26 protein-coding genes are annotated in these 26178 nt (G+C 66.7%); 10 read left to right on the top strand and 16 right to left on the bottom strand.

Annotated elements, in window-relative coordinates; translation table 11 throughout:
* Positions 1-56: 56 nt before the first annotated feature.
* Complete coding sequence (locus AB4061_RS12365; protein WP_441634269.1) at positions 57-974, top strand: pyridoxal-phosphate dependent enzyme; 918 nt, start codon at positions 57-59, stop codon at positions 972-974.
* Positions 975-1002: 28 nt separating this feature from the next.
* On the opposite strand, the gene AB4061_RS12360 is transcribed toward AB4061_RS12365, so the two are convergent.
* Positions 1003-2313, bottom strand: a complete 1311-nt coding sequence (locus AB4061_RS12360; protein WP_441634068.1) for an MFS family transporter — start codon at positions 2311-2313, stop codon at positions 1003-1005.
* Positions 2314-2729: 416 nt separating this feature from the next.
* Between AB4061_RS12360 and AB4061_RS12355 the strand changes: the two genes are divergently transcribed.
* Together AB4061_RS12355 and AB4061_RS12350 are read left to right on the top strand one after the other, a co-directional pair.
* Positions 2730-3080: a hypothetical protein gene (locus AB4061_RS12355; RefSeq protein WP_441634066.1), complete on the top strand. Its 351-nt coding sequence runs from the start codon at positions 2730-2732 to the stop codon at positions 3078-3080.
* 132 nt (positions 3081-3212) lie between these two features.
* On the top strand, positions 3213-3413 hold the full coding sequence (locus AB4061_RS12350; RefSeq protein WP_441634064.1) for a hypothetical protein: 201 nt from the start codon (positions 3213-3215) through the stop codon (positions 3411-3413).
* Between the two features lie 61 nt (positions 3414-3474).
* On the opposite strand, the gene AB4061_RS12345 is transcribed toward AB4061_RS12350, so the two are convergent.
* The 5 genes from AB4061_RS12345 to AB4061_RS12325 all read right to left on the bottom strand — a co-directional run bounded on the left by AB4061_RS12345 (position 3475) and on the right by AB4061_RS12325 (position 7325).
* Positions 3475-3870, bottom strand: coding sequence for an ACT domain-containing protein (locus tag AB4061_RS12345; protein WP_441634062.1), 396 nt, complete (start codon positions 3868-3870; stop codon positions 3475-3477).
* Entirely contained in the window at positions 3870-6377 is a 2508-nt protein-coding gene (locus AB4061_RS12340) for a GcvT family protein (protein WP_441634060.1), read from the bottom strand. The genes AB4061_RS12345 and AB4061_RS12340 overlap by 1 nt, the downstream gene beginning before the upstream one ends.
* A gap of 151 nt (positions 6378-6528) precedes the next feature.
* Complete coding sequence (locus AB4061_RS12335) at positions 6529-6960, bottom strand: VOC family protein (protein ID WP_441634058.1); 432 nt, start codon at positions 6958-6960, stop codon at positions 6529-6531.
* A 34-nt stretch (positions 6961-6994) separates the two neighbouring features.
* Entirely contained in the window at positions 6995-7057 is a 63-nt protein-coding gene (locus tag AB4061_RS12330) for a hypothetical protein (protein ID WP_441634267.1), read from the bottom strand.
* Complete coding sequence (locus tag AB4061_RS12325) at positions 7029-7325, bottom strand: hypothetical protein (protein WP_441634279.1); 297 nt, start codon at positions 7323-7325, stop codon at positions 7029-7031. Before AB4061_RS12325 ends, AB4061_RS12330 begins: the two co-directional genes overlap by 29 nt.
* 114 nt (positions 7326-7439) lie before the next feature.
* Between AB4061_RS12325 and AB4061_RS12320 the strand changes: the two genes are divergently transcribed.
* On the top strand, positions 7440-8213 hold the full coding sequence (locus tag AB4061_RS12320) for a TetR/AcrR family transcriptional regulator (RefSeq protein ID WP_441634056.1): 774 nt from the start codon (positions 7440-7442) through the stop codon (positions 8211-8213).
* A 22-nt stretch (positions 8214-8235) separates the two neighbouring features.
* Here AB4061_RS12320 and AB4061_RS12315 read toward each other — a convergent pair whose 3' ends face one another.
* A complete protein-coding gene (locus AB4061_RS12315; protein WP_441634277.1) occupies positions 8236-8505 on the bottom strand; it encodes a hypothetical protein in 270 nt (89 codons plus the stop codon).
* On the opposite strand from AB4061_RS12315, the gene AB4061_RS12310 reads away from it, so the two are divergent.
* Both AB4061_RS12310 and AB4061_RS12305 read left to right on the top strand, forming a co-directional pair.
* Positions 8410-8661, top strand: coding sequence for a MerR family DNA-binding protein (locus AB4061_RS12310; protein ID WP_441634054.1), 252 nt, complete (start codon positions 8410-8412; stop codon positions 8659-8661). The genes AB4061_RS12315 and AB4061_RS12310 overlap by 96 nt on opposite strands.
* Positions 8662-8798: 137 nt before the next feature.
* On the top strand, positions 8799-9830 hold the full coding sequence (locus tag AB4061_RS12305; protein WP_441634052.1) for a patatin-like phospholipase family protein: 1032 nt from the start codon (positions 8799-8801) through the stop codon (positions 9828-9830).
* On the opposite strand, the gene AB4061_RS12300 is transcribed toward AB4061_RS12305, so the two are convergent.
* The 3 genes from AB4061_RS12300 to AB4061_RS12290 all read right to left on the bottom strand — a co-directional run bounded on the left by AB4061_RS12300 (position 9811) and on the right by AB4061_RS12290 (position 14936).
* Positions 9811-10458 carry an HD domain-containing protein gene (locus AB4061_RS12300; protein ID WP_441634050.1) on the bottom strand — a complete coding sequence of 216 codons (648 nt, stop codon included), beginning with the start codon at positions 10456-10458 and terminating at the stop codon, positions 9811-9813. The two genes, AB4061_RS12305 and AB4061_RS12300, sit on opposite strands and share 20 nt — an antisense overlap.
* Positions 10455-13919, bottom strand: coding sequence for an adenylate/guanylate cyclase domain-containing protein (locus tag AB4061_RS12295; RefSeq protein ID WP_441634048.1), 3465 nt, complete (start codon positions 13917-13919; stop codon positions 10455-10457). Before AB4061_RS12295 ends, AB4061_RS12300 begins: the two co-directional genes overlap by 4 nt.
* Positions 13920-14027: 108 nt before the next feature.
* Positions 14028-14936 carry a LysR family transcriptional regulator gene (locus AB4061_RS12290; protein WP_441634047.1) on the bottom strand — a complete coding sequence of 303 codons (909 nt, stop codon included), beginning with the start codon at positions 14934-14936 and terminating at the stop codon, positions 14028-14030.
* Positions 14937-15087: 151 nt separating this feature from the next.
* On the opposite strand from AB4061_RS12290, the gene AB4061_RS12285 reads away from it, so the two are divergent.
* The 4 genes from AB4061_RS12285 to AB4061_RS12270 all read left to right on the top strand — a co-directional run bounded on the left by AB4061_RS12285 (position 15088) and on the right by AB4061_RS12270 (position 18694).
* Entirely contained in the window at positions 15088-16290 is a 1203-nt protein-coding gene (locus AB4061_RS12285) for an MFS transporter (protein WP_441634045.1), read from the top strand.
* Between the two features lie 48 nt (positions 16291-16338).
* Positions 16339-17667 (top strand): SGNH/GDSL hydrolase family protein, encoded by a 1329-nt coding sequence (locus tag AB4061_RS12280; RefSeq protein ID WP_441634043.1) that lies wholly within the window; start codon positions 16339-16341, stop codon positions 17665-17667.
* Positions 17668-17748: 81 nt separating this feature from the next.
* On the top strand, positions 17749-18303 hold the full coding sequence (locus AB4061_RS12275; protein ID WP_441634041.1) for a cysteine hydrolase family protein: 555 nt from the start codon (positions 17749-17751) through the stop codon (positions 18301-18303).
* An 85-nt stretch (positions 18304-18388) separates the two neighbouring features.
* Complete coding sequence (locus AB4061_RS12270) at positions 18389-18694, top strand: NIPSNAP family protein (protein ID WP_441634039.1); 306 nt, start codon at positions 18389-18391, stop codon at positions 18692-18694.
* 46 nt (positions 18695-18740) lie between these two features.
* On the opposite strand, the gene pdxR is transcribed toward AB4061_RS12270, so the two are convergent.
* The 6 genes from pdxR to AB4061_RS12240 all read right to left on the bottom strand — a co-directional run bounded on the left by pdxR (position 18741) and on the right by AB4061_RS12240 (position 25989).
* On the bottom strand, positions 18741-20255 hold the full coding sequence (pdxR, locus tag AB4061_RS12265) for a MocR-like pyridoxine biosynthesis transcription factor PdxR (RefSeq protein ID WP_441634037.1): 1515 nt from the start codon (positions 20253-20255) through the stop codon (positions 18741-18743).
* Positions 20256-20391: 136 nt separating this feature from the next.
* Entirely contained in the window at positions 20392-21051 is a 660-nt protein-coding gene (gene sorB / locus AB4061_RS12260) for a SorB family sulfite dehydrogenase c-type cytochrome subunit (RefSeq protein WP_441634035.1), read from the bottom strand.
* Between the two features lie 11 nt (positions 21052-21062).
* Positions 21063-22319 (bottom strand): SorA family sulfite dehydrogenase catalytic subunit, encoded by a 1257-nt coding sequence (gene sorA, locus AB4061_RS12255; RefSeq protein WP_441634033.1) that lies wholly within the window; start codon positions 22317-22319, stop codon positions 21063-21065.
* 110 nt (positions 22320-22429) lie between these two features.
* Positions 22430-23869 carry an NAD(P)/FAD-dependent oxidoreductase gene (locus AB4061_RS12250; RefSeq protein ID WP_043356390.1) on the bottom strand — a complete coding sequence of 480 codons (1440 nt, stop codon included), beginning with the start codon at positions 23867-23869 and terminating at the stop codon, positions 22430-22432.
* 37 nt (positions 23870-23906) lie between these two features.
* Positions 23907-24317: a nuclear transport factor 2 family protein gene (locus AB4061_RS12245; protein ID WP_441634031.1), complete on the bottom strand. Its 411-nt coding sequence runs from the start codon at positions 24315-24317 to the stop codon at positions 23907-23909.
* Positions 24318-24627: 310 nt separating this feature from the next.
* Positions 24628-25989 (bottom strand): amino acid permease, encoded by a 1362-nt coding sequence (locus AB4061_RS12240; protein WP_441634266.1) that lies wholly within the window; start codon positions 25987-25989, stop codon positions 24628-24630.
* Between the last annotated feature and the right edge of the window lie 189 nt (positions 25990-26178).

Here is a 26178-nt window from a genome sequence, read left to right as displayed (position 1 = left end):
TCTTCATGCCAGAACCAAGAAGCGCCACCATGCCCCATGCTGACAACGCCCCGCCCGTGAGCCTGCACATCGTCACCCCGCTGCTGCGATCCACGTCCTACTCGGCACGGCTGGGGCGTTCGGTGTGGTTCAAGATGGAGGCGCTGCAGCCCCCGGGCTCGTTCAAGGCGCGCGGCATCGGCCATGCATGCCAGACCTACAAGGAGTGGGGCGCAAAACGCTTCGTGTGCTCCTCGGGCGGTAATGCCGGCATTGCCGTCGCCTACAGTGGGCGGCTGCTTGGCGTGCCGGTGACCGTCGTCGTGCCCGAGACCACCTCGGCCGCGGCGCGAGAGCGTATCGCGGCGGAAGGCGCCGAACTGGTGGTGCACGGACTTGCATGGAGCGAGGCCAACGATCACGCGCTCTCGCTGATGCGCCCGGAGTATGCGTTTATCCACCCCTTTGACGATCCCCTGCTGTGGGAAGGCCATGCGACGATGATCGACGAGGTGGCTGCCGCCGGCGTCAAGCCGGGCGCGGTGCTGCTATCGGTAGGCGGTGGCGGCTTGCTGTGCGGCGTGCTGGCCGGGCTGGAACGCAATGGCTGGCACGATGTGCCCGTCATCGCGGCCGAGACCGCTGGCGCGGATTCCTACGCCGCCTCGCTGGCGGCCGGCGCGCAGGTCGAGCTGCCCGCCATCACCAGCATCGCGACCTCGCTGGGTGCCAAGAGCCCTTGCGCCAAGGCGCTCGAGTGGTCAAAGCTGCATCCGATCGTCAGCGAGGTGGTCACGGACAAGGAGGCGGTCGGCGCGTGCCTGCGCTTTCTGGCCGAGCACCGGATCGTGGTGGAGCCGGCGTGCGGTGCGGCGCTGGCCGCGCTGGAGCGCAATCCCGCCGCGGTGACGGCGGCGAGCGACGTGCTGGTCATCGTCTGCGGCGGCGCCGGTGCCACAGCCGAACAGCTGCAGGCCTGGGATCGCGCCGCCTGACAGTAGCCCGGTGTCCGGCCTCGGCGCTTCAATACTCGTGGCGCAGGTGCCTGGCCTGGCGCGGCAGGCGCAGGCTGACCCCGAACGCCAGCGCCATCATCGCCGTCACATACCAGTAGAACGCTGACTGGTGGCCGGCGGACTTCAGCGCCAGCGCCACGTACTCGGCCGAGCCGCCAAAGATCGCATTGGAGATTGCGTACGCAAGCCCCACGCCCAACGCGCGTACTTCCGGGGGAAACATCTCCGCCTTCACGATGCCGCTGATCGATGTATAGAGACTCACGATTGCCAGCGCAATTGAGATCAGCACGAAGGCCGCGAGCGGGCTGGAGACGATCTGCAGGGCGCTCAGGAGCGGCACGGTGGCGGCGGTCCCCAGCGCGCCAAAGGCAAGCATGTTGCTGCGCCGGCCAATGCGGTCAGACAATGCGCCAAACAACGGCTGCATGCACATATAGACAAAGAGGCAGCCGGTCATCACCGTGCTTGCCGTCTTGATGGACATGCCGGCGGAGTTGACCAGGTACTTCTGCATATACGTGGTGAACGTGTAGAAGATCAGCGAGCCGCCGGCGGTATAGCCCAGGACGGTGAGGAACGCCGCCTTGTGATGCCGGAACAGCGCGGCGAGGCTGCCTGCCTCCTTGTTGCCGCGCGTGGCAGCGGATGACGTTTCGCGCAGCGTGCGGCGCAATGCCAGTGCCACCACGGCGGTGAGCGCGCCGATCACAAACGGAACGCGCCAGCCCCAGCTCCGCAGCTGCGCCTCATCCAGCAGTTGCTGAAGCACCACCACCACCAGCACGGCCAGCAACTGGCCACCGATCAGCGTGACGTACTGGAACGACGAGAAGAACCCGCGCCGCCCCTTGAGCGCAATCTCGCTCATGTACGTGGCCGTGGTGCCATATTCCCCACCGACCGACAAGCCTTGCAGCAGCCGCGCCAGCAACAGCAGCGCGGGCGCCCAGTTGCCGATGGCGCCGTAGGTAGGCAGGCAGGCGATCAACAGCGAGCCGAAGCACATCATCAGCACCGAGATCAGCATCGAGTTCTTGCGTCCGTGGCGGTCCGCAATCCGCCCGAACAGCCAGCCGCCGATCGGGCGCATCAGGAAGCCCGCGGCGAAAACGCCGGCGGTGTTCAGCAGTTGCGCCGTGGGGTCGGCCCTGGGGAAGAACGACGGCGCGAAGTAGATGGCGCAGAACGCGTAGACGTAGAAGTCGAACCACTCGACCAGATTGCCGGAGGATGCGGCAACGATGGCGTAGATGCGCTTGCGGATGTCTTCAGGGGAGGGAGGCTGGAGCGGTGCAGGGCGAGGAGAGTCTGTCATTCAGGGGGCGGCCGGGAGCGTTCTGTTTTTTGTGATGGCGGTCTGGGCCCAGGGGAAGGGCGTGCAGAGTGTACCCATGCCATACGCGCGGGCAGCATGATTTAAAGTCGCGCGGGCCAGTCGGGTTTTGCATGGACAGATGGCGGCCGTGCAGCGACCCATCAACCGTTCATGGGCGGCCCGAGCGGTTTCGTGTTGTGAAAAATTCGACTGGAAGCGAGACGTTTAATTCATCACAGGAATGATTCGCTGTGACTACACTGTGTGCTTGTACCGCGCTGCTCAACGCATAGAACGCATCGAACACGCGGTGCAGCTCAAAAGGCGAAACAGACGACATGCGGGACGCAAGAATCCGCCTATCCCGCTCCACACCCAGTGGAAAGTGCCGCCCAATCTGGAATTAAGCAGCAATCATGAATAAGAAGCGCTTCACGACCCTTGTTTCCGCAGCCGCCTTTGGCGTCTGCCTCCTGGCTGCAACGCAAGCCGGCGCAACGGGTCCGAAAGATAGCACCAACGCCGGCGACAAGTACGGCTACGCACTCCACAACGGCAAGCGCGACCCCTTCACCGACGGTGCCCGCGTTGGTGACCGCCGCGATCCCTTTACCGATGGCGCCCGCGTTGGCGACCGTCGCGACCCGTTTACGGACGGCACGCACGGCAGCGCAGCCGCGGCACTGGACCTCGCCGGGCGCGACCTGACCGGTGTGTCGGCCCCGCCGGCGCATGGCGCGGCGGACAACCGCCAGGCCAGCGCCTGATCCGGCGCTGCCGGTCCGGCCCTGGGACCCCTCCACCCACGGCCGGACCGGCAAGTATGCAGATATCAAGCTCCTCCACGCAATGTCATCGCCATTGCCATTGTCATTGTCATTTCTGTCTCAAGACAAATCATGAAAACCATCGTGCTGGCGCTGCTGAGCGTCACCGCCCTCGCCGCCTCGCTGCCCGCCTTTGCCGGTCCCGACTGGACCGTTATCGAACGCGCGCGTGCCCAGAAACAGGCGCAGGCAAAGCAGCAAGCGCAGACGCCTTGCGCACTGAAGTCCAACCAGGCAACGGCCACGTCCAGCGCCGACGGCAAGCAAGGCTGAGCCTTACCGCTTACCGTTATCGCTGGTTATCGCTCCCCCGTGGGCCGGCTCGGCGTGGCGTTCATAGGAACACCATCGTCCGGCCCCCGTTGCGCAGCACGCGGTGCTCCGCGTGCCATTTCACCGCGCGTGCCAGCGCCACGCATTCCACGTCGCGCCCGATGGCGGCCAGCTGGTCCGCATCCATGGCATGGTCCGTTCCCAACCCGGCAAAGGCCGCGCGCAGGCTCTCCAGTGCGTCGTGCGCATCGCAGCCCGCCGGCAAGTCGCGCCGGAAGTGCACGCGCATGAAGAATCGCGTGCTGGCCCGGTCGCCGAACTGGGCCGAGTCGAGGATGTTCGCGCCCGCCTCGCACAGCAGGCTGGCCACGGCGTGGACGATGCCCGGCCGGTCCGGGCACGACAGGGTCAGGATGTAGCTGGCGCTGTCGGATGGGTTATCGGCTGTGCTGCGCATCACGCTTTGGCCTTGGCGCTGGTGGGGTCGTAGGGCGTGCGCAGGTGCACGGTGGCGGGCAGCAGCTCGCCGGCCAGGTCGACGTGATACGTCCCTTCGGCAATCCACCCGGCACTGGCCGCGCCATCTTCGCGTTGCAGCAGCGCCATGCCCACCGGGCAACCCAGGGTATGCCCGAAAGCCGCCGAGGTGACAAAGCCCGCCGGGCGCACCTCGCCATCCGGGCCAGTGCGCAGCACGGCTTCGCCGCCCCACAGCATGGCCTGGCTGGCGCCGTCGAGCGTCACCACGGCCACGCGGCGCTTCACCTGCGCCGCGCCGCCGGCCGCGCGCAGTTTCAGCAGTGCCTCGCGGCCACGGAACGGGATTGGCTTGTCGAGCTTGCAGGCAAAGGACAGCCCCGCCTCGAAGGGGTTGATATCGGTGGTCAGCTCGCGGCTCCAGGCGCGGTAGCCTTTTTCGATGCGCAGGGATTCGATGGCGTAGTAGCCAGCGTTGGCCAGGCCAAGGGGTTTGCCCGCGGCCTGCAGTGTCTCGTAGACGCCCACCGCAAATTCCACCGGCACATACAGCTCCCAGCCAAGCTCGCCCACATAGGTCAGCCGCGTGGCACGCACCGTGGCGTAGCCCAGGTCGATCTCGCGCGAACTGCCGAACGGAAAGGCTTCGTTCGAGAAATCCGCGCGCGACACGCTCTGCAGCAACTCGCGCGAGCGCGGGCCCATCACCGCCAGCACGCTGTACTGGCCGGTGACATCGACGATGGCGCAGCGCTGGTCGGCCGGGATCAACCGCTCGATGTAGTTGAAGTCGCGCGTGGTCTGCGCCGAGCCGGTCACCAGCAGGTACTGGTCGCGCGCCAGCCGGGTCACGGTCAGGTCCGACTCGTAGGTGCCGCGCTCGTTGAGCATCGCGGTGTACACAGTCTGGCCGGCGGGCACGGCCACGTCGTTGCTCATCAGTTGCTGCAGCACGGCCTCGGCATCGGCGCCCTTGACGATGTACTTGGAGAAAGAACTCATGTCGAACAGCGCCACGCCCTCGCGGCAGGCGCGATGCTCGGCGCCGCTCCACGGCAGCCAGTTCTGCTGCCCGAAGGCATAAGCGATCTCCGGCGCCTCGCCAGCGGGCGCAAAGAAGTTCGGCCGCTCCCAGCCCATCTTGCTGCCGAAGTTGGCGCGGGCGTCGTGCAGGTGCGCGTACAGCGGGGAGCGGCGGAAGGGCCGCGCGGTATCCAGCTCGCGGTTGGGCCAAGGCATGGCGTAGTGCAGGCCCAGGGTTTCCTTGACGCGGTCGTGCAGCCAGCTTTGGTTGCCGTTGAAGCCAGCAAAGCGGCGGATATCGACCGGCCACAGATCCATGGTGGGCTCGCCCGCCACGATCCATTCGGCCAGCGCCATGCCCGCGCCGCCGGCCGAGGCGATGCCCATGGAGTTGAAGCCCGCGCCCACGTAGAAGTTGCGCAGCTCGGGCGCCTCGCCCAGGATGAAGTTGTTGTCGGGCGTGAAGGATTCCGGGCCGTTGTAGAACTGCTTGACCTGCGCCGTTTCCAGCGCCGGCACGCGCTGCAGCGCGTTGTGCATCAGGATCTCGAACTGGTCCCAGTCGTCGGGCAGCAACTGGAACTCGAACGGCTCCGGAATGCCTTGCATGCCCCAGGGCTTGGCGTTGGGCTCGAAGCCACCCATCACCAGCCCGCCCACTTCCTCTTTGAAGTAGATAAAACCATCCGGGTCGCGCATCACCGGCAGGTCGGGATGCACGCCGGCGATGCGCTCGGTGACGATGTAGTAGTGCTCGGCCGAATGCAGCGGCACCGTCACGCCGCATAGCTGGCCCACCTGCCTGGCCCACTGGCCCGCGCAATTGACCACGATCGCGGCACCGATGGTGCCGCGGGCGCCGTCCTTGTCTTGCCAGCTGACACCGGTGGCGCAGCCGTCCCGGGTATGAATGGCGGTGACCTTGGTGTCTTGCACGATCAGCGCGCCCCGGGTGCGCGCGCCGCGCGCCAGCGACTGGGTGAGGTCGGTGGGATTGGCCTTGCCATCGCCCGGCAGCCACACCGCGCCTTGCAGGTCGGCGGTGCGCATCACCGGCCATAGCTCGCCAGCCTCGCGCGCCGAGATGACCTGGCAGTCCACGCCGTAGGCGCGCGCCACGGCCGCGGTGCGCTTGAGCTGCGTCATGCGCTCGGCGGTGCGCGCTACCGACAGCGAGCCGCACTGCTTCCAGCCGGTGCCCAGCCCGGTTTCGGCTTCCAGCTCGTTGTACAGGCGCGTGGAGTAGCGGATCAGCTTGGTCATGCTCTCCTGCGCGCGCAGCTGCCCCACCAGCCCGGCCGCGTGCCAGGTGGTGCCGCACGAGAGCTGGCCTTGCTCGAGCAGGACGACGTCGTTCCAGCCCAGCTTGGCGAGGTGATAGGCCACGCTGCAGCCAATGATGCCGCCGCCGATGATGACGACGCGGGCGTGCTCGGGAGCGGGGCGGCGGGGAGAGGCAGACATGGAGGCACCTGTGTGGAAAGCGCGCTGGAAGGCGTCGGGATTGTTTTGCCACAGTTTGCCAATAAAAAACACAATATGCAACATAACGAGCAATGAAAAAGCCACGCCGGAGTGACCGGCGTGGCTTGGCATCAGTCTGATGCAGCGCGGCTCAGGCCTCCAGGACGATGACCATCCACAGCAAGCCGAAGCGGTCGGTCGTCATGCCAAAGCGTGGCGAGTAGAACGTCTTGCCCAGCGGCATCATCACCTGGCCGCCCTCGGCCAGGGCGTTGAACACGCGGTCGGCGCTGGCCACATCGGGCACGGTCACGGACAGCGAGAAGCCCTGGAAATCGGCCTTGCCCGTGCACCGGCCATCGGACATCATCACCGTGGTCTCGCCGATGCGCATGGACATGTGCATGATCTTTTCTTCGGTGCCTGCCGCTGGCGCGCAAGCGCCCTCGGGCGGGGGAGATTCCGGCGGGGGCGCCTCCTTGAAGCGCATCATCATGACCACCTCGGCGCCGACAGCGCGCTTGTAGAACTCAGCCGCTTCCTCGCAACGGCCTTCAAAGAACAGATAGGGTTGGACTAGCATCTTGTCTCCTTTCCACTTCCAGGGTTGAAACGCGTCAGGGGGTGAAACTCACCGGCATCGATGCGTGCTCATGCACCACCAGCCATCGGCCAGCGATCTTGCAAAAACAAACGGTGGCGCGCATCCAGGCTCCGCAAGTACACGGGCGGCGCCACATCGAAGACGACCGCGTCTTCAGCATAGTTGCGCATCATGACAACGGCGTCTTTCGCACGCACGGCGTTAAGTACGGCGTTAAGTACGGCGTTAAGCACGATGTTAAGCACGGGCTTAACCCAGGTGTCGACCAGGGCACGCACTTCGGCTTCGCTGGCAAGATGTGACGAGGCCGAGGAGAACAATGTGGGCGATGTGGCATTTGCCATCCTTGCTCCTTGAGCGACGGGGGCCGCGGTGTCATGGCGGCGATCCGGTCAATCATTGTGTACACTGTCCACTACAATAGTAAAGAAAATAGACGCTGTCCACATGGTGAGGAAATGACCGGCGCAAAGCGCTCTTCAAGCATCTCGCGTACCACGCGCACCGCGAGCTCAACAGATTCGGCCGGCGGCGGCAGCACTGCCGTTCCCGCCGTTCCCGCGGATGCGGCGGTAGCCACCCCCCCAGCGCTACGCAGCACCTACCGGCACGGCGACCTGCGCCGCGCGTTGCTCGACGCTGGCATGGAACTGGCGCGCGATGGAGGCCCGGATGCGGTCGTGTTGCGCGAGGCCACCCGGCGCGCCGGGGTCGTGCCCAATGCCGCCTACCGTCACTTCGCCGGCCGCCAGGACCTGCTGCAGGCGGTACGCGCCGCCGCGCTGGCGTCGCTGGCGCAGGCCATCGAGGCCGAACTCGCCGCGCTGGACGCCAGCGCGGCGCCCGCGGACTTCGCCCGCGCCAGCCTGCGCGCGGTCGGCACCGGCTACATGCAGTTCGCGCTCGCCGAGCCCGGCCTGTTTCGCACGGCCTTTTCGGTGCCGGACGAGCGCGAAGGCGTGCCGGCCCCGGACAAGGCCGGCGACAGCGGCCTGAACCCCTACCAGTTGCTAGGCGCTGCGCTGGACCGGATGGTGGCGGCGGGCGTGCTGCCCGCCGCGCGCCGTCCCGGCGCCGAATACCTCGCGTGGTCCGCCGTGCATGGCTTGTCCATGCTGGTCATCGACGGGCCGCTGCGCATGGTGGCAACCTCGCCGGGGCATGCGTACGAGATCGGGCAACGCTTGCTGGACATGGTGGAGAACGGGCTGCAGGCGGCCAGTGACCGCTGACGGTGACCGGTAAAGCGCCGGGCTAGTTCGCCGCGGCCGTTCGCACCGGGACTTTGCCGGCCCAGGGCGCCAACTGCGCCACGCCCCAGAAGACCTCGAAAGCCAGGAAAGGCAGGATGACCAGGCTCGCGCCGTGCGCCAGCACATAGGCCTGCCAGCAGGCGAACAGCACTCGCGCTGCGGCGTCGAACAAGCCGTGCGACACGCGCGCGCCCAGGATGCGCACCAGCGACCAGACCACCACGACGGAGCCAAGCAGGTTGGTTTTTCGCTGGCGCAGGTGGCACGGCACGGCACCGAACTACGCAATGCGCCCGACCCGGCGCACGCGCTTTCCGCCTTGCTGCAGGAGAAACTCGAACTGGTGGATGTCCGTCTGGCGGAATTGACGGCGTTGCGCGCCGAGATTGCCTCGCGCATTGGCGCAGCTTGTCCGTTCCGGGCCTGAAAGCGGCGCGAAGCCAGCGTATCCGGCGCGGCAGTCCCCTCCCTCCTCTTAAAGACGAAGAAGCCCTAACAAATTGCGCATCAGGGTGTTAACTTCAAATATCTTTTGTGTCAGGGATGGAAGGAGGGGGCATCGGCATGAGTCCTGACAATGGGGAACAGAAAGCTGTGGCCCTTGCATTGCAGGGCGGTGGCATGCATGGCGCGTTTACATGGGGGGTCCTCGACCGGCTGCTCGAGGACGGGCGGCTCGGCATCGAGGGCGTCAGCGCGACGAGTGCGGGCGCCATGAATGCCGCCGTGCTGGCTTATGGGCTGTTGCAGGGCGGGCGCGACGGCGCGCGCCAGGCGCTGCACGACTTCTGGCTCGCTATCGCCCAATCGGCTGCAAAGTACAGTCCATTGCGCTGGGTGCCGTGGATCAAGGGGACCCATACCCTGGGCCTGGACCATTCTCCGCTGTATGCGATGGCCGACATCGTTCTCCGTCTCCTGTCGCCATACCAGTTCAATCCCAACAACATGAACCCGCTGCGGGATGTGTTGGCGAAGCAGGTCGATTTCGAAGCGTTGCGCCAGCGCTGCCCCATTCATCTTTACCTGTGCGCGACCAATATCGAGACCGGAAGGATACGCATCTTTTCAGGCGAGGACCTGTGCATCGACGCGGTACTGGCATCAGCCTGCGTGCCAACGCTGTTCCAGGCGGTGGCTATCGATGGCCAGCACTATTGGGACGGCGGCTATGTTGGCAACCCGGCAATTTTCCCGCTGATTTATCACTGCAATACCCACGATGTCGTGATTGTTCACATCAACCCGATCGTGCGCCGCGGTGTGCCGACCACGGCCGCGGACATCCTCAATCGCGTCAGCGAAGTCAGCTTCAACTCATCTCTTATCCGAGAGATGCGCGCCATCGCATTCGTGACTTCGCTTATCCAGCAAGGCAAGATCGACCGGAGTGAAATGAAGGAGATGATGATCCACTCGATCCGGTCCGATGAGACGATGGCCGCGCTGGGCGTGTCGAGCAAGTACAACGCCGACTGGGCCTTTCTTTGTTCGCTGCGTGACAAGGGAAGGACTGAGGCCGGGACGTGGCTGGAGGCGCACTACGAACACATCGGCCAGCGTTCGACCATTGATATCAGAGGGGAATTTCTTTGACGCAGGACGAGGCCCCCGATACCGCCGGCTGCGCAAGCCGCCACGCCAGGTTGCGGCGTGCGCGAGCTTCATAGCGAGCATGGAACAGATCGGTGTGATAGATGCGAGGGCGATCAAGCAGGGCGCGCAGGAAAGCCCGCTCGGCGCAATCATAGGCAGCCTCATCCAGGTCGGGACGCTCGGCCCGCAAGTTCGCGCCGTTCTGGCGAAAGCGCGCGCGGGCACAACCCAGCACGGCAAGGTCGATATCGGCGGTAAACTGGCCTGCCAGATTCTTGGCCATGCCGGCATGTGAGGTGCACAGGATCATCCCGGCGATGCGTTCGGTTGCGGCAATCCGGCCTCGGGCCCAGTAGCGGAGCCACTCAACGCTGCGCTGCTCATTGTCTTGCGCCCCGGGAACATAGATGACGTCGTGGCACCAGAGCGCCAGCTCGACGGCGTCAGTATCGGGAATCGCGCTGCGCGCCCAGTCCAGATCGCGCAGGCAGCGGCGAACATGGTGGAGCGTGTGATAGTGCCGTGCCGGCTCGGCGTAGCAGCGCGCAAGATCCGCATAGGCCTCCGTAGCCTGCGTGCCGCCTGAACGCGACCACAGTGCCAGGAAGCGGGTTTGCATCCGGGTCATTCGGGAGAAGGCACCGGGGACGTGCCATCCTGCCGCGTCAGATCATCCAGCAGGGCCTTGGCCTGTTGCCAGTCGGCGGTATCGGCGCCCTCGCTGAAGCTGCCATGGATCGCCGCCAGCGCATGGCGCGCCGCGTTCAGCTTTCCTTGCTGGCGCCATAGGCCGGCCAGGCTCAGCACGGCTTGCAGTTCCAGTGACCGGGCGCCCTGGCTGCGGGCGACCGCGATCGCCTTCTCAAAGCACGCTTCGGCTTCATCGCAGCCGGTGGGCGGGAAGGGCGCCTGGCTTGACTGCCGGAGTATCAGTTCTCCCTTGAGGCGATACRGCGTCGCTTCGTCAAGCCGCTCTCCCGTCTCTTCCGCGAAAGCTTGCGCCTCGGCCAGCGCATCGAGTCCGGCATGGATTTGCCCCGCCTTTCCGTAGGCATCCGCGAGCAGGGCCAGGAGATTTGGCTGTCCTAGCGCCGCGCCGGTCTCCTGATAGGCGGCCAGGCCCCGCTGTATCTGGGCTATCCCCTCCTCGTGATTCCCCTGTTCGGCCAGCACCCAGCCTAGCAGGACGGTTCCCCACGCCAGGTAGATCGGGAATCCCTGCTCGCACGAGACCGCGATGGCGGCCTCGGCGTACTCGCGGGTCAGTTGCACTTCCCTGCGGCACAGGTGCACTTCAGCGGCAAAGACAAGGCAAAGTGCGAGGTTAAAGGCGTCCGGGCGTGTCCTGGCCATCGCCAGGGCCTCCTGGCTGCGCGTGCGGGCCTGGTCCGGCATGCCGAGGTACCACAGGATCCAGCCCAATGTGCTCGTGGCATGGACGGCCGGATCCCGCCCGTATCCCATCAGAAAGTCATACACCGGCGGGTCCGGGCGCTGCAATGCCAGCACCTGTTCTATATGGTTGCGGGCCATGTCCAGCTTGCCAAGGCGGAACACCGTGGCGCCGATCGCGCGATGCGCCTCGGCAAGCTGCTTAGGCTTTTGCGTTTCCAGGGCCAGGCCAAGCAGCCGTTCCCCAAGGGGGTGCGCAATCTCGTACTGCGCACGCAGCTGATAAAACGCCCACAGTCCGAGCTGAGCCGAGAAGGCGTAGGGTGTTTGCCTCTCCTGCTCGCACAAGGCCAGCGCGCGCTTGTAGTTTGCTTCCACCTCGGGGGAGGCCTGGCCGCGAGCGGCCATCAGGGCCGGGCCGAGGGTGAGCAGCAGCGTGAGTTCCTGGCGCGTGCGTTCGGGGTTGTCCGGCATCCGCTTGAGCAGTTCGATGGCGGTACTCAGGTGCCGGATCGCTTCAGTCTGGGCTGAACGCTGGAGGGCCTGCTGGCCGGCACAGTGGAGGTAGGCGACAGCCTTCGGGATATTGCCGCTATGGCTGTAGTGGTGCGCGAGCTCGCTGCAGTAGTCTTTGAGCCGGCCATGGAAGAGGGCCTCGATGGCCTGGGCCGTACTCTCGTGCAGCGCGCTGCGCCGCTCGGTAAGCAGCGAATTGCCGGCAACCTCCTGCGTCAGGGCGTGCTTGAAGGCGTACTCGACTTCCGGGAACGCGGGCCGCTCGTAAATGAAATCCGCCGCCTGCAGGTCGGCCAGAAGCGGGCGCAGCTTGCCTTCGGTCAGGCTGGTGACGTGCAGGATGAGACTCAACGGGAACTCCTTGCCGATCACGGCCAGGGTCTGCAGCAGTTCCTTCTGAGCGAGCGGGAGCCGGTCGATACGGGCCGCGAGCACGCCTTGGACGGTGGTGGGGATGTGCAGCAAGGCGGGCGCCTTCTCGATGCGGTAGCAGCCGGGCTGGCCGAGCAAGGCGGCCTCCTCGACCAGCGTCTGGACCACTTCCTCCATGAAAAACGGATTGCCTTCGGTCTTGTCCAGGATGCGTTGCTTCAGGGGCGCCAGGCTGCGATCATCACCGAGCAGCGCGGTGAGCAGTCCCTGGGCTTCGGCCGGGCCCAATGGCTGCAGGCTCAGCTGGGTGTAGTTGCCGTTGGGGCCCCAGTCATGGGAATACTCCGGGCGGTAATTGACCAGCAGGATGATCCTTGCCCCCGGCACATGGTCGATCAGCAGGTTGAGGAAGGCCTCGGTTTCACTGTCCAGCCATTGCAGATCCTCGAAAATGACCTCCAGGGGCTGATTCAGGCTTTCGCGGACCAGCAGGCAAGCAATCGCTTCGAAGGTGCGCTGACGTCGGATCGAAGCGTCCATGGTCGGCAGTGCCGAGCCGGGTTCGATGCTCCCGAGCAGATAGAGCAAGTAGGGCAGATGGCTTTCCAGGGAACGCTCCAGCGTGAGCAGCCTGCCGGTYACCTTCTCGCGGCAGYTYCGGTCGCYGTCCTGCACAGTGATCTGAAAGTAGTTTTTCAAGAGCTCGATCAACGGTAGATAGGCGAAGGCCTTGCCGTGCGAAACCGAGAAGGTCTCCAGTGCCAGGCAGTCTGCCTGCGATCTCGCTTTGAACTCGTGGAACAGCCGGGATTTTCCGACCCCGGCCTCGCCAACCACCGCGACGACCTGCCCTCGGCCCGCCTTGGCCAGCGCCAGCGCGTTGTGCAACTGTTCCAATTCGGCCTGGCGGCCCACAAACCTGGCCAGGCCACGGTGCGCCGCGACTTGCAGGCGTGTGCGCATTGCCCCGAGGCCCATCACCTCATAGACCGCCAGCGCATCCCGGACGCCTTTGACATGTGTGGTGCCCAGGGCCTTGAACTCGAAATATCCCTCCGTCAGCTTATGGGTGGATTCGCTGACGAGGATGGACGCAGGCGTAGCGATACCTTCCATGCGCGAGGCGATGTGGATCGTGTGCCCGACCGGATCGTAGTCCGTGTGCAAGTCATCCTTGCGGATCGAGCGCACCACGACCTCGCCCGTGTGGATGCCGATCCGGATCTGAAGCGGTATGCCTTGCTCCAGACGGACCCGGTCGCTGTGCCGGCGCATCGCTTCCTGCATGCGCAGGGCTGCGTACAGGGCCCGCAGGGCATGGTCCTCGTGGGCAATGGGGGCGCCGAACAGCGCCAGGATGCCGTCACCCAGGAACTTGGCCACGTAGCCTTCGTAGTGGTGCACGGCCTCCATCATCAGCGTCACGACGGGGTCGATGAGGCGGCGCGTTTCCTCCGGGTCCAGGTCCTGGGTCAAGGCCGTCGAGCCCGCCATATCGGCGAACAGGGCCGTGATGGTCTTGCGCTCGCCGGCCGTCTCGCCCCGGGCCTCCATGGCCGCTTGCTCAGCCAGGATGCGCTCGGCCAGATGGGGTGGCGTGTAGTGGACAGGGGCCGGGACTGCTGGCCCGGAAGGCAGAGGCGATCCTGACGGGGAATCCATGAGCGCAACGCCACAGGCGCGGCAGAACTTGGCAATGAGGGTGGCCTCCGCGCCGCACCGCGGGCACATGCGCGCAAGCCGCGCCCCGCACGCCTCGCAGAAGTTGGCGCCTGCGAGGTTCGCGTAGCCGCAATTCGTGCAGCGCATACCGCCTCCTGACAGCCTCCTGACCGCCTCATTTCGAAACAGCCCCTAAATGATTAGACGCGCGATCGGCTCTTGTAGCAAGCCAGGCGTCTCGCCGGATCCGCGTCCCTAAGTCCCCATCTCCACCCGTTCCGCCAGGAAATCCAGCAGCGCCCGCACCCGCGCCGGCAAGTGGCGGCCCTGGCCCAGGTACACCGCATGTACCGCCTCCAGGTCGCCGGGATTGAACGCCTCCAGCAGCGGCACCAGCCGCCCGGCGGCGATGTCCTCGCGGACCTGGAACACAGCCATCCTGGCCAGCCCCAGCCCGCCGACCACGATCCGCCGCAGCGCATCGCCATTGCTGGTCATGGCATTGCCAAGCGGCGCCACCATGGTGGCTTGCCCGCCTTCCAGCATCGGCCAGCCTTCGATCGCGCGCGCGTAGCCTAGCTTCAGGCAGTTGTGCCCGGCCAGGTCGGCGGGCACGCGGGGCGTGCCGCAACGCGCCAGGTAGGATGGCGCGCCCACCACCACCATGCGGGTCTCGCCCAGCTTGCGGGCCACCAGCTGCGAGCTTTTCAGCGTCCCGGCGCGGATCGCCACGTCGGTGCGTTCCTCCATCAGGTCGATGACCTGGTCGGTCAGCACGATATCGAGCTGGATGTCCGGATACAGCGCCAGGAACTCCGGCACCAGCGGCAGCAGGAAGTGGTCGCCAAAGGGCACGTTGGCATTGATGCGCACGCGGCCGTGGGGCGCGGCGCTGGCGGCGGCACCGCGCTCGGCATCGTCCAGGTCCGCCAGCACGCGCACAGCGCGTTCATAGAAGGCACTGCCCTCCGCCGTGAGCTCGATGCGGCGCGTGGAGCGGTTGACCAGCCGCGCGCCGAGCCGGGCCTCCAGCCGCGCCACCAGCTTGCTCACGGCCGACGGCGTCATGCGCAGCGCGCGCGCGGCGGCGGAGAAACCGCCCTGTTCCACCACCCGCACGAACACTTCCATCTCGCCGGAGCGGTTGACTTCGAGCCTCGACATTGTGAATTCAATTCATAAATGTTGTTCGTGCGGGCAGTCTACCGCACCAATCTTCCCATCCCCATACTTCGCAGCATGCTGCTCCGGCTTCCTGGATCGCATGTAACCCGTATCGCATCTCGCATATCGCATACCGCTTCACATACTTTCTATGCCACTCGCTCTCTATGCCTTGACCGCCGGCGCCTTCGGCATCGGCGTCACAGAATTCATCATCATGGGCCTGCTGCTGGAGGTTGGGGCCGACCTCGGTGTCTCCATCGCGGCGGCGGGCCTGCTGATTTCCGGCTATGCGCTCGGCGTGGTGGCCGGCGCACCGGTCATGACCGCGCTGACCGCCCGCTGGCCGCGCAAGACGGCGCTGCTGGGCCTGATGGTGATCTTCACCATCGGCAATGCGGCCTGCGCGCTGGCGCCAAGCTACGCGTTGTTGATGGCCGCGCGGGTGCTCACCGCGCTGGCGCATGGCACGTTCTTTGGCGTGGGCTCGGTGGTTGCCACCGGGCTGGTGGCGCCGCACAAGCGCGCCTCGGCCATTGCCGTGATGTTCACCGGGCTGACGGTGGCGAGTGTGCTCGGGGTGCCGTTCGGCACCTGGCTCGGCCAGGCCTACGGCTGGCGCGCCAGCTTCTGGGCGGTGGCCGCCGTTGGCTTGGTGGCGGTGCTGGTGATTGCCCTGGCGGTGCCGGCCGAGCGCGCAGCACCGCAAGCCCCCGACCTGCGCCGCGACCTGCGTGCGCTGATGCGCCGGCCGGTACTGCTGGGGCTGCTGACCACGGTGCTGGGCTATGCCGGCGTGTTCGCGGTGTTCACGTATATCGCGCCGATCCTGACGCAGATCACCGGCTTTGCCGATAGCGCCGTCTCGCCCATCCTGCTGGTCTTCGGCGTGGGCCTGGTGGCCGGCAACCTGCTTGGCGGCAAGCTGGCGGACCGCCATCTGCAGGCCACCGTGCTTGGCAGCATGCTGGCGCTGGCTGTGGTGCTCGGGCTGATGAGTTTTGTCCTGCACAGCAAGGTGCTGTCCGTGATCTTCATCGGCCTGCTGGGCGTGGCTGCCTTCGCAACCGTGGCGCCGCTGCAGATGTGGGTGCTGGAGCGTGCCAGCGGTGCAGGGCAGAGCCTGGCGTCGAGCTTCAATATCGCCGCCTTCAACCTGGGCAATGCCATTGGGGCGTGGCTGGGCGGGGTGGTCATCACCCGCGGGCCGGGGCTTGGCGCCGTGACCTGGGTTGCCGCGCTGGTCCCGGTCGCCGCAGTGGCCGTGGCGCTGCTGGCCATTCGGCTCGATCGGGGTACGGGCGGCACGCAGGCGTTCGGCGGGGCCAGGCAGCCGTCCCAACCAGTGCATTGATTCTTCGATCCGCACAAGCTGTTTTATCGAGATTATCGAGAGCCAACCATGTCCCCGAGTCAACACTTGCAACGCTTGCTGCCCTGCGTGGCACTGACCACGCTGTCCCTGACCGCAGCCGCGCCCGCCGCCGGCGCTTCGCCTGGCGAGCCCATGCCAGAACATCGTGCCGTCACATCCGGCAATCTGGCTGGTGAATGGGGCGGTGAATGGGGCGGTCATTGGGTGGCCAGCTGGAGCGCCAGCCCGCAGCCGGTCTGGGGAGCGGATTTCATCTTCCCCACCAATATCCCGGAGCGCATCGCGCGGCAGACCATTCGCCAGGTCGCTCGCCTCAGCCTTGGCGGCGGCAGGGTGCGGGTGGAGTTGTCGAACGCGTACGGCACCGAGCCTCTGCGCATCGGCGAAGCGCGTGTCGCGCTGGCGTCAACGGATGCGCAAACCGTGCCCGGCAGCGACCGGCTGCTGCGCTTCGGCGGCCAGCCGGAGGTGACGCTTCCGCCGGGCGCGGCGGTGCTCAGCGATGCGGTCGACCTGTCCGTGGTGCCGCTGGCCAGCCTTGCCGTCAGCCTGTACCTGCCCGGCCCGTCGCGGCTAGACACGTTTCATTGGGAAGGGCGCCGCACCGCCTATATCGCCGACGGCAACGCCACGGCGTCCACGCGTCTGGCAGCGCCGCTGACCACGCCGGCGCGCATCGTGCTGAGCAGTATCCTGGTCGACGCGATGGCACCATCAAGCGCCGTGGTGGCGCTGGGCGATTCGATTACCGACGGCGCCGGCGCGACGCCGGAAACCGACCGCCGCTGGCCCGACTTCCTGGCCGAGCGCCTCGCCCCCGCCAACGTGGCGCTGCTCAACGCCGGCATTTCCGGTGCGCGCGTGCTGCGCGACAGCATGGGCGTCAACGCGCTGGCCCGCTTCGAGCGCGACGTGCTGGCCCAGCCGGGCGTGAAGACAGTGATCCTGCTGATGGGCATCAACGACATCGGCTGGCCCGGCACGCTGTTTGCGCCGGACGAACCTGCCCTGCACGCACAGGCGCTGATCGCCGGGTACCGCCAGCTGGTCGCGCGCGCCCACAGCCGCGGCGTGCGCATCGTCGGCGCAACCTTGACGCCGTTCGAGGGCGCGCTGCAAGGCACGCCACTGGGCAACTACTACAACGATGACAAGGAGGCGCTGCGCCAGCAGGTCAATGCCTGGATACGCACCGGCGGCGCCTTCGACGCGGTGGTGGATTTCGACGCGCTGCTGCGCGATCCCGCGCGTCCCACGCGCATGCTGCCGGCCTATGATTCGGGCGACCATCTGCACCCGGGGGATCATGGCTACCGGGCCATGGCGCAAGCCATCGACCTGAACTTGTTGCGGTAGGCCGGCGCATTGCGTTGCGGTTGCGCGGGCGCTCGCTTATGCTGGCGGCTATCCAGCCACGGGCCGCCGGCCATTCATTCGATGCAAACCGCTCTGATCGTGATTGACGTACAACGTGGCCTGTTCGATGACGCGCCGCGCCCGGGCGATGCCGATGCCGTGCTCGGCCACATCAACGGCCTCACGGCACGGGCGCGCGCAGCCGGCGTGCCGGTGGTGTTCGTGCAGCACGAGCAGGCTGGCGGCGCGCTGTCGTTCGGCTCACCAGGCTGGGAGCTGGAGCGCACGCTGGTCGTCGCGGCCGACGACCACCGCGTGCGCAAGACCACGCCCGACTCCTTCCTGCATACCGAGCTCGCCGCGCTGCTGGACCGCCTGCGGGCGAAGCACCTGGTCATCTGCGGGTATGCCACCGAGTTCTGCGTGGACACCACCGTGCGCCGCGCCGCCGGGCTTGGCTATTCGATCACGCTCGCCGCCGACGCGCATACCACGCACGACAAGCCGCACGCCAGCGCCGAGCTGATCCGGCGCCACCACAACGCCACACTGCCGGCCATCACCAGCTTCGGCCGGCCGATCCGGGCACTGGCGTCGGAAGTCATCGGGTTTGGCGGCGGCGCGGCGGGCGGCTAAGGCAAGAGACAGAGACAGAGAAAGAGAAAAAGAAAGAGAAGGCCGCATCGTCAAGGCAAAACCAACCCAGGACAACCACGCCACCATGATTACCTGCTACCTGCGCTATATCGTCGACCCCAACAAGCTCAAGGAATTCGAGCACTACGGCAAGCTGTGGATTCCGCTGGTCGAGAAATTCGGCGGCCAGCATCATGGCTACTTCCTGCCGTCGGAAGGCGCCAACAACGTGGCGCTGGCCTTGTTCTCCTTCCCCAGCCTTGCGCTGTACGAGGCGTATCGCAACCAGTCCTTCGACGATCCGGAGTGCCAGGCGGCGTTCCGCTACGCGCAGGAAACGCAATGCATCGTCAGCTACGAGCGTAGTTTCTTCCGGCCGGTGTTCGAGTAAGGCGGAGCAAGCCAACGCATCGTGTGCGCCGCCGCGATGCGCGCGGTCACCGCACCATCGCCTGCCCGATCAACTGTCCCAGCAGCTTCACCCCTTCCTCGATCCGCTCTTCTGCAATGGCCGTATAGCCCATGCGGAAGTGCGGCGACGGCGCATCGGTAGAAAAGAACACATCCCCCGGCTCGATGATGACGCCGTGCGTGAGCGCGATCGCGGCCAGCTTGCGGGCGTCGAGCCCGGGCGGGCCTTCCACCCAGAACGAGGACGCGCCGGGCGAGTTGCGCGCGCGCGCCTGCGGCAGGTGGCGCGCCAGCATGTCGCGCAGGATCTCGGCGCGGCGCTGGAAGATGGGCGCCACGCGCCGCAGCAGCGCGTCGTGGTGGCCCAGCGAGATGAACAGCGCCGTGGCGCGCTGGTTGTTGGCGGGGGGGTGGCGCAGCATGAAGCGGCGCAGCGCGCGCGCCTGGCGGATCACGGCGGCGGGGGCGACGATGTAGCCGAGCCGGATGCCGGGTACGAAGGATTTGGACAGGCTGCCCACGTAGATCACGCGGCCATCGCGGTCCAGGCTTTTCAGCGCGGGGATGGGCTGGGTCAGTGCGGGGTTCTCGGTGTCGTAGTCGTCCTCGATCAGCACCACGTCGTGGCGGCGGGCTTCGCGCAGCAGCGTCTCGCGCCGCTCCAGCGGCATGGTGACCGTGGTGGGGCACTGGTAGCTGGGCGTGATGAAGGCGTAGTCGCACTGGGCCAGCGCGTCGTCGGGGCACAAGCCGGACTCGTCCACCGCCAGCGGCACCACCTCGCCCGCGCGCATGCCGAAGATGTGGCGCGCATCGTTATAGCCCGGCTCTTCCAGCCCGACCCGCGCGCCTTGCATCAGCAGGTCGGCCAGCAGGTAGAGCGCGTTTTGCGCGCCCATGGTGACCATGATCTCGTCAGGGTTGGCCCACACGCCCCGGCGCGGCAGGATGTGCTTTTGCAACTGCTCGATCAGCAGCGGATCGTCGCGGTCGATCAGGTCCGACGCCCAGCCGCGGATCTCCAGCACGGCCAGCGCCATGCGCGAGCATTCGCGCCAGTCGGCGGTGGGAAACAGCGCGGGGTCGAACTGGCCGTAGATGAAGGGGTAGGGATAGTTTTGCCACTCGTTGGGCTTGACGATTGCACGTTTGCCGGTCATGTCCGGCAGCCGCGCGTCCCAGTCCGGGCGGCCTTCGCCTGTGTCCTCGGGGATGGCCGCGCCGATGGCCCGGGCCTGCGCCGAGCCAGGCCTGGCGGCGCTGGGCAACTGTTCCACCACGAAGTAGCCGCGCCGCGGCTTGGTCTCCAGGAAGCGTTCCTCGACCAGTTGCTGGAAAGCCAGGATCACCGTGTTGCGGGCGATGCCCAGCGTGACCGCCAGTTCGCGGCTGGAGGGCAGGGCGCTGCCTTCCGGCAGCTGCCGGGCGAGAATGGCCGACACCAGCTGCTGGCGCAACTGCGCCTGCAGGCTGACGCCGGAATCGGAGGAAAGCTGCAGCAGCCGGTTCCAGAAAGTGTTTGCCTTGCCTACGCTTGCCATGCCGCTCCCGTTGCTGTGGCCAATGCCGTGGACGCCTTGGTGAGCGTATGCCGGGCCGTTGTCGTGTGCGGCAGATTATGGGCGAAGCCGCGCGCCGGGGAAATGCGGGTTGCCCGCAGTCCGGCGCCACGGCTTCTCAGCGGCCGAGGATCCACCCCGCCAGGCTTTGCAGGTCTTCCTTGGAGAGCGCGGCATAGGCCGGCATTGGCACTTGCCCCCACTTGCCCGCGCCGCCCGCGCGGATGTTCTGCGCCACCAGCGCCGCGGCGCCCGGCTGGTTCGCGTACTTTGCCGCGACCTCCTTGAACGCGGGTCCCACCACCTTCTTGTCGACAGCGTGGCAGGCGGTGCAGCCATTGGACGTGAGCAAGGCTTGGGGATCATGGTTGCCGGCGATCGTGGCAGGGGCGGCCGGCACCGGTGCGCTGCCTTGCGCGGCGGGCGCGCCAGCGTAGGCCGTGCGCTCCGCGCCATAGGTCTTGGTCAGGTAGTCGACCATGGCGGGGATGTCTTCATCCGCGAACGGCGCGCCGAAGGGCTTCTTCATCTTCCTGACCGTCGCCTCCCAGTAGCTGCGCGGCGACGATGGCGGTTGCGTCAGCACGTACTGCGCGGAGTGGCAGGCCATGCAGTTTTGCTGCACCAGGCGATAGCCGGGCAGGTCGCTCGGCGTGTAGCGCGCGGTCTCCGGCGGCAGCGTGATTTCCAGTGCCAGCGCGGCGCTCGCCATGCCGGCGGCGCACAGGGCAAGGGCGAGTATCGCGCCATGGCGGCGCAAGGGCTTGGCGAGTTGCATGGCGGCCTCCTTCATGCTGCCACCACGCGCGTGGTTTCCACCACGTTGCGCATATAGCCGGCGGGGTTCCATAGCGCGGTGAGCGGCTGGCTCTGGCCGATGCGGTTGCTGGCGCGCACCTTCAGTTCGTACTCGCCCTTCCTTGGCGGCGTAAACGCCGCCGTCCATTCGCGGAAGGAGTAGCGGCCCAGGTCCTTGCCCAGTTGCGCGGCGCGCCAGGTGCGCCCGCCGTCCGTCGACAGGGCCACCTCGTCAATGCCATGGCCGCCGTCGAAGGCGATGCCGCGCAGCACGGTCTGGCGGCCGGCCTGCACCCTGGCGCCATCGGCCACGCTGGTGATGAAAGAGCGCACGTTGAAGCGGTTGATCGGCACCGTGCGCGCGGGCGCCGTGCCGGGCGCCACGCAGGCGCAGGGATTGTCGGGGATGCGATAAGCCGCGTTCATCCAGAAGCCGTCGAACGGCTTGTCCAGCACCTGGATATCGGCCAGGTGCTTGACCCAGTAGGTGCCGTAGTAGCCTGGCACGATCAGGCGCAGCGGATAGCCGTTGAGCATGGGCAGGTCCGCGCCGTTCATGGCCCAGGCGAGCATGACCTCGCCGTCGAGCGCGTGGTCGATGGCCAGTGCCTTGACGAAGTCCGGGCCGCCTTCCAGCGGCGGGCGGTCCATGCCGTCAAAGCTCACCTGCATGGCGCCGGCCTGCACGCCGGCCTTATCCAGCAGGGCTTTCAGGGGCACGCCGGTCCAGCGCGCATTGCCCATGGCGCCGTTGCCGAGTTGCCCGCCGTTGGCGCGCGGCGAGAAAAAGCCCCGGCTGTTGCCCGAGCACTGGTTGACCGCCACCAGGTCCACCGGGGTGGCCAGGCGCTTGATCTCGTCCAGAGAGAGTTCCAGCGGGGCGTTGACCTTGCCGCCCACGCGCAGCCGGTAGGTTTGCGGATCGATGCTGGTGGGGATGCCGCTCCAGTGGTAACGCACGAAGAAGGCATCGTTGGGCGTGATCGGGCCCTCGTTGAACACGCCAAACGGGGTCTCCAGCTGTGGCGGCCGGCTGGTCAGCAGGATCAGCGGGCGCTTCTGGGGGAAGGCCACCAGTTCGCGCTCGCCGTTCTCGAACGGCATCTCGATGCGCGCATTGGCGGCGGTGGCCGCCAGCGCTTGCAGCGCCGGGTGGGTCAGCGCGGCGCCGGCGCCGAGTGCGCCGAGCGAGCGCAGCACGCCGCGGCGGCCTGGCTGCGGGGGTACGGATTGATGGCCTCGGCCCATGCCTGGCTCCTCGTCTTTAGTGGGGATAGCGGTTCTTGGGGGACTCCGCTTTTATCAACCTTCAACCTTTTATCTTCAACCTTCAACCTTCAACCTTCAACCTTCCAGGTTCAGATCACCTCATCCTTCATGTGATACCAGCGATACAGGAACCATTGCCCGAAGCGGCGGAACGGCGCGAACGCCTGCGCTTCCACCATCTCGCGCACATTCGGGAACGGCAGCGCCGAGCGGAAGATCGGCAGTTCCGGCCCCGCGCTCTTGCCCGCGATCAACGCCGCCATGCGCTTGCCCGCCTGCGCGGAATACATCACGCCGTTGCCGCCGTAACCCATCGCGTAGTAGATGGTCTGGGCCGGGTCCGGCTGGAAGATGCGCGGCATCATGTCGTGGCTCACATCGACCCAGCCCCACCAAGAATAGTCGATCTGGATGCCTTCGAGCGCAGGGAACTTGCGGTGCAGGTCGGCAATGAGCTTGTCCTTGTACTTATGCTGCGGCGCATCGTTGCCGGTGATGGCGCTGCGGCTGCCGATCTGCAGGCGGCCGTCCGGCATCAGGCGGTAGTAGTGCCGCAGGATGCGGGTATCGGTGATGACCTGCGTCGTGCGGAAATTGCACGCCTCGCGCTCCGTGGGCGTCAACACTCGCGTGACGATGGAGTTCGACAGGATCGGGAATAGCCGGTTCTTGAGCTGCGCGTGCAGGCTCGGCGAGGTATAGCCGCCGGTGGCCACGCCCACCGCGCGGGCGCGCACGATGCCGCCAGGCGTCTTGAGGTAATGCACGCCGCCGCGCGTCTCCCAGCTCAGCACCGGGCTGGAGGGATGCACCTTGGCGCCCAGCGCGCGCGCGCGGCGCAGGTAGCCGAAGGCCAGCTTGCCGGCATGGATGCCGATGCCTTCGGGCTCGTGCATGGCGCCGGCGGCTTCCTTGTCGTCGACATACTCGCGCTTGACGGTGTCGGCATCCAGGATGCGCGCGTCGTACTTGAACACGTCGCGCAGCACCTTGGCTTCCTTTTCCAGCGCGGGCATGACCTTGGCGCGGTGAGCGATGTAGAGGTGGCCACCGGGCTGCGGTTCGCAGTCGATGTCCTTGATCAGCCCCTTGAAGGTCTCCATGCCGTCGCACACCTCCTCGTGCAGCCGCAGCGCGGTATCGAGGCCGTAGCGCTGGATCCACTGCGAGCGCTTGAGCCGGCCCGAGGCGCATTGCGCCTGGCCGCCGTTGCGCGTGCTGCAGCCCCAGCTCACGCGGTTGGCCTCCAGCACGGTCGCCTTGATGCCGTGCTCCTGCGCGAGGAAGATCGCGCAGGTCAGCCCGGTGAAGCCGGAGCCGATGATAGCCACGTCCACGTCGATATCGTGCGTGATCGGGCCATCGTCGGGCGGCGGCTCGCCGGCCGTGCCGATCCAGTAGGTGGGAGCGTACTCGCGGCCCTGGCCGGGCGTGGGCGCGACCAGCGGGTCGTAGGCCGGGTCGTACGGCTTCGACGGCGCGGTGGCGTGGCCTTCGGGCAGGATCAGTCTTGCGGCGGTGGCGTCCATGTTTGTCATCCTCAAATGCCCTCTGGCGGGGCTGGAATCAGTTGGGGGCGCCGGAGCCGGCGGCGGCAACGGGCGGGCGATCCTTGCGGTACGCGTTCTTCACCGCGATCTTGCCGTCGCGGAAGGTGAACACATCCACCATGCGCGCCTCGATGCGCGTGCCGTCCGCCTTGGTGCCGCGGAAGGTGGATTCGCTGACGCCGCGCTCGCCGGCGACGAAATGCTCGCCATCCAGCCACGCTGCGTCGGGGAACGCCTGCCAGGCCAGCTGGAAGCCCTCGCGCACCGCGGCGCGGCCTTCGAAGCTGCGGCCGAACAGCTCGCTGCCGGCCACGGCGTGGAACACGCAGTCCTCGGCCATGAAGCCCATCAGCGCTTCGATGTCGTGGCGGTTCCACGCGTCGCTGAAAGCTTGCAGGGTGGCTGCGGTTACCGAGGGGTTTGCCATTTGCGTCTCCTTGATGTTCTTGATGGTGTTGGTGATCCGGGCGCCGGACCTGTGCGGCTTATGACTGCAGCATAGAGAGGTGACGCGCAATGCTGTAGGGCCAGATCCCATGAATCGCTTGGGCCAGTGCGCTCCCGAAATGCTGCGCATCAGGTACACCTGCCGGGCAAGCGCGGGCAAGCGCGGGCAAGCGCGGGCAGGCGCGGGCAGGCCGGCGCGGAAGATGGCCGCGGCGGCCTGCGAAGCGTTGGGTGGGAGGCAAGGCCGCGATGGCACGCATCGCGGCAAGCCGGTTCAGGCGCTGGGCGTGTCAGTCAGCCCGCCGCACCTCGCCCAGCGGCGCGGCGGCGGCGTGCTTTCGGAGCTGATGGCGCATCGCGTACGCCAGCACCAGGATGCCAAGGCTGGCCACGCCGAGCAGCAGCGGGGTTCGCTGGTCGGGGATAAAGGCCATGGCGACCACGATCCCGACCATGCCCGCGATGGCGACCCAGGTCAGGTAGGGGAAAGCCCACATCCGCACCTTGAGCCGGTGCGGCGCCTCGCGCTCCAGGCGGGCGCGCAGGCGCAGCTGCGAGATGGCGATCAGGATGTAGACAAAGATGGCGACGGTGCCATAGGAGTTGACCAGGAAGGCAAAGACCTTGTCCGGCGACACATAGGACATCACCACCGCGCCGTAGCCGAACAGCGTGGCGAACAGGATGGCCCTGACCGGCACGCCGTTGCGGCTCAGCCTGGCCAGCGCCTGCGGCGCGTCCCCGCGCTTGGTCAGCGCGAACAGCATGCGCGACGAGGCGTACAGCCCGGAGTTCAGCGCCGACAGCACGGCGGTGAGCACGACGGCGTTCATGATCTGCGCCGCCGCCGGGATGCGCATGGCATTGAGCGCGCTGACATACGGCGTGGCGATGCCGGCGGAGTTCCAAGGCACCAGGCACACCACCAGCAGCACCGAGCCCACATAGAACACCAGCACGCGGGTGATGACCGAGCTGGTGGCCTTGGCCACCGCCTTTTGCGGCTCGGCGGTTTCCGCCGCGGCGATGGTCACGATCTCGGCGCCGAAGTAGAACCCTGTCGCCGCTACCGCGCCGGTCAGCACCGGCATGATCCCGTTAGGCGCAAAGCCACCATGCACGGTGAGGTGCGCCACGCTGGCGGTAGCGCCCGGCCACATGCCGAGCACGAACAGCCCGGCCAGGAACAGGAACACCACAATGGCCGCCACCTTGATCGAGGCGAACCAGAACTCGAATTCGCCAAAGGACTTCACCGAGATCAGGTTGGTGAGCGTGAGCATCACCAGCAGCACCAGGCTGATGCTCCACGCGGGAACGTCCGGGAGCCAGAACTGCACCAGGCTGGCCCCGGCCACGGCCTCCAGCGCGACCACGATCACCCAGAAATACCAGTACATCCAGCCGGTCAGGAACCCCGCCAGCTCGCCCATGGCCGGGCGGTCGCTCCAGGCTTCGCGGGCGTATTCGTAGAAGGAGCCCACGGTGGGCAGCGCGCACGCCATTTCGCCCAGCATGCGCATGACGAGCACCACCAGCAAGCCGGTGATGAGAAAGGAAATGACAGCCGCGGGGCCGGCAGACTTGATGACGACGCCACTGCCGACGAAAAGGCCCGCGCCAATGACGCCGCCCAGCGCGATCATGGTCATGTGGCGCTGTTTCAGCCCGTGCTTCAGGCCGCTGGATTGCTGCTGCTGAGGGTGAATCACTTTGCTTTGTCTCCTGCTATGCCCAGGGGTCGCGCGCCACGGCTTATATAGTAGTTCGTAGGTCGGCGAATGGCTCGCCGGCGGGGGCCGTGGTTGCGCTCGATGACACCGGAGCGGGTTGCGGCAGGC

Origin of the sequence: Cupriavidus sp. YAF13, from assembly GCF_052113425.1 — a bacterium.
Classification (GTDB): domain Bacteria; phylum Pseudomonadota; class Gammaproteobacteria; order Burkholderiales; family Burkholderiaceae; genus Cupriavidus.
This window is presented reverse-complemented; position numbering and strand designations above follow the sequence as displayed.

What these genes read in the sequence shown, in the direction of transcription:
- AB4061_RS12245 (WP_441634031.1), bottom strand. Translation starts at nt 24,317, where the DNA reads ATGGCAAACCCCTCGGTAACCGCAGCCACCCTGCAAGCTTTCAGCGAC.
- AB4061_RS12270 (WP_441634039.1), top strand. Translation starts at nt 18,389, where the DNA reads ATGATTACCTGCTACCTGCGCTATATCGTCGACCCCAACAAGCTCAAG.
- AB4061_RS12275 (WP_441634041.1), top strand. Translation starts at nt 17,749, where the DNA reads ATGCAAACCGCTCTGATCGTGATTGACGTACAACGTGGCCTGTTCGAT.
- AB4061_RS12240 (WP_441634266.1), bottom strand. Translation starts at nt 25,989, where the DNA reads ATGACCATGATCGCGCTGGGCGGCGTCATTGGCGCGGGCCTTTTCGTC.
- sorB (WP_441634035.1), bottom strand. Translation starts at nt 21,051, where the DNA reads ATGCAACTCGCCAAGCCCTTGCGCCGCCATGGCGCGATACTCGCCCTT.
- pdxR (WP_441634037.1), bottom strand. Translation starts at nt 20,255, where the DNA reads ATGGCAAGCGTAGGCAAGGCAAACACTTTCTGGAACCGGCTGCTGCAG.
- AB4061_RS12305 (WP_441634052.1), top strand. Translation starts at nt 8,799, where the DNA reads ATGAGTCCTGACAATGGGGAACAGAAAGCTGTGGCCCTTGCATTGCAG.
- AB4061_RS12335 (WP_441634058.1), bottom strand. Translation starts at nt 6,960, where the DNA reads ATGCTAGTCCAACCCTATCTGTTCTTTGAAGGCCGTTGCGAGGAAGCG.
- AB4061_RS12290 (WP_441634047.1), bottom strand. Translation starts at nt 14,936, where the DNA reads ATGTCGAGGCTCGAAGTCAACCGCTCCGGCGAGATGGAAGTGTTCGTG.
- AB4061_RS12300 (WP_441634050.1), bottom strand. Translation starts at nt 10,458, where the DNA reads ATGACCCGGATGCAAACCCGCTTCCTGGCACTGTGGTCGCGTTCAGGC.
- AB4061_RS12325 (WP_441634279.1), bottom strand. Translation starts at nt 7,325, where the DNA reads ATGGCAAATGCCACATCGCCCACATTGTTCTCCTCGGCCTCGTCACAT.
- AB4061_RS12340 (WP_441634060.1), bottom strand. Translation starts at nt 6,377, where the DNA reads ATGTCTGCCTCTCCCCGCCGCCCCGCTCCCGAGCACGCCCGCGTCGTC.
- AB4061_RS12350 (WP_441634064.1), top strand. Translation starts at nt 3,213, where the DNA reads ATGAAAACCATCGTGCTGGCGCTGCTGAGCGTCACCGCCCTCGCCGCC.
- AB4061_RS12280 (WP_441634043.1), top strand. Translation starts at nt 16,339, where the DNA reads ATGTCCCCGAGTCAACACTTGCAACGCTTGCTGCCCTGCGTGGCACTG.
- AB4061_RS12250 (WP_043356390.1), bottom strand. Translation starts at nt 23,869, where the DNA reads ATGGACGCCACCGCCGCAAGACTGATCCTGCCCGAAGGCCACGCCACC.
- AB4061_RS12360 (WP_441634068.1), bottom strand. Translation starts at nt 2,313, where the DNA reads ATGACAGACTCTCCTCGCCCTGCACCGCTCCAGCCTCCCTCCCCTGAA.
- AB4061_RS12320 (WP_441634056.1), top strand. Translation starts at nt 7,440, where the DNA reads ATGACCGGCGCAAAGCGCTCTTCAAGCATCTCGCGTACCACGCGCACC.
- AB4061_RS12355 (WP_441634066.1), top strand. Translation starts at nt 2,730, where the DNA reads ATGAATAAGAAGCGCTTCACGACCCTTGTTTCCGCAGCCGCCTTTGGC.
- AB4061_RS12345 (WP_441634062.1), bottom strand. Translation starts at nt 3,870, where the DNA reads ATGCGCAGCACAGCCGATAACCCATCCGACAGCGCCAGCTACATCCTG.
- sorA (WP_441634033.1), bottom strand. Translation starts at nt 22,319, where the DNA reads ATGGGCCGAGGCCATCAATCCGTACCCCCGCAGCCAGGCCGCCGCGGC.
- AB4061_RS12285 (WP_441634045.1), top strand. Translation starts at nt 15,088, where the DNA reads ATGCCACTCGCTCTCTATGCCTTGACCGCCGGCGCCTTCGGCATCGGC.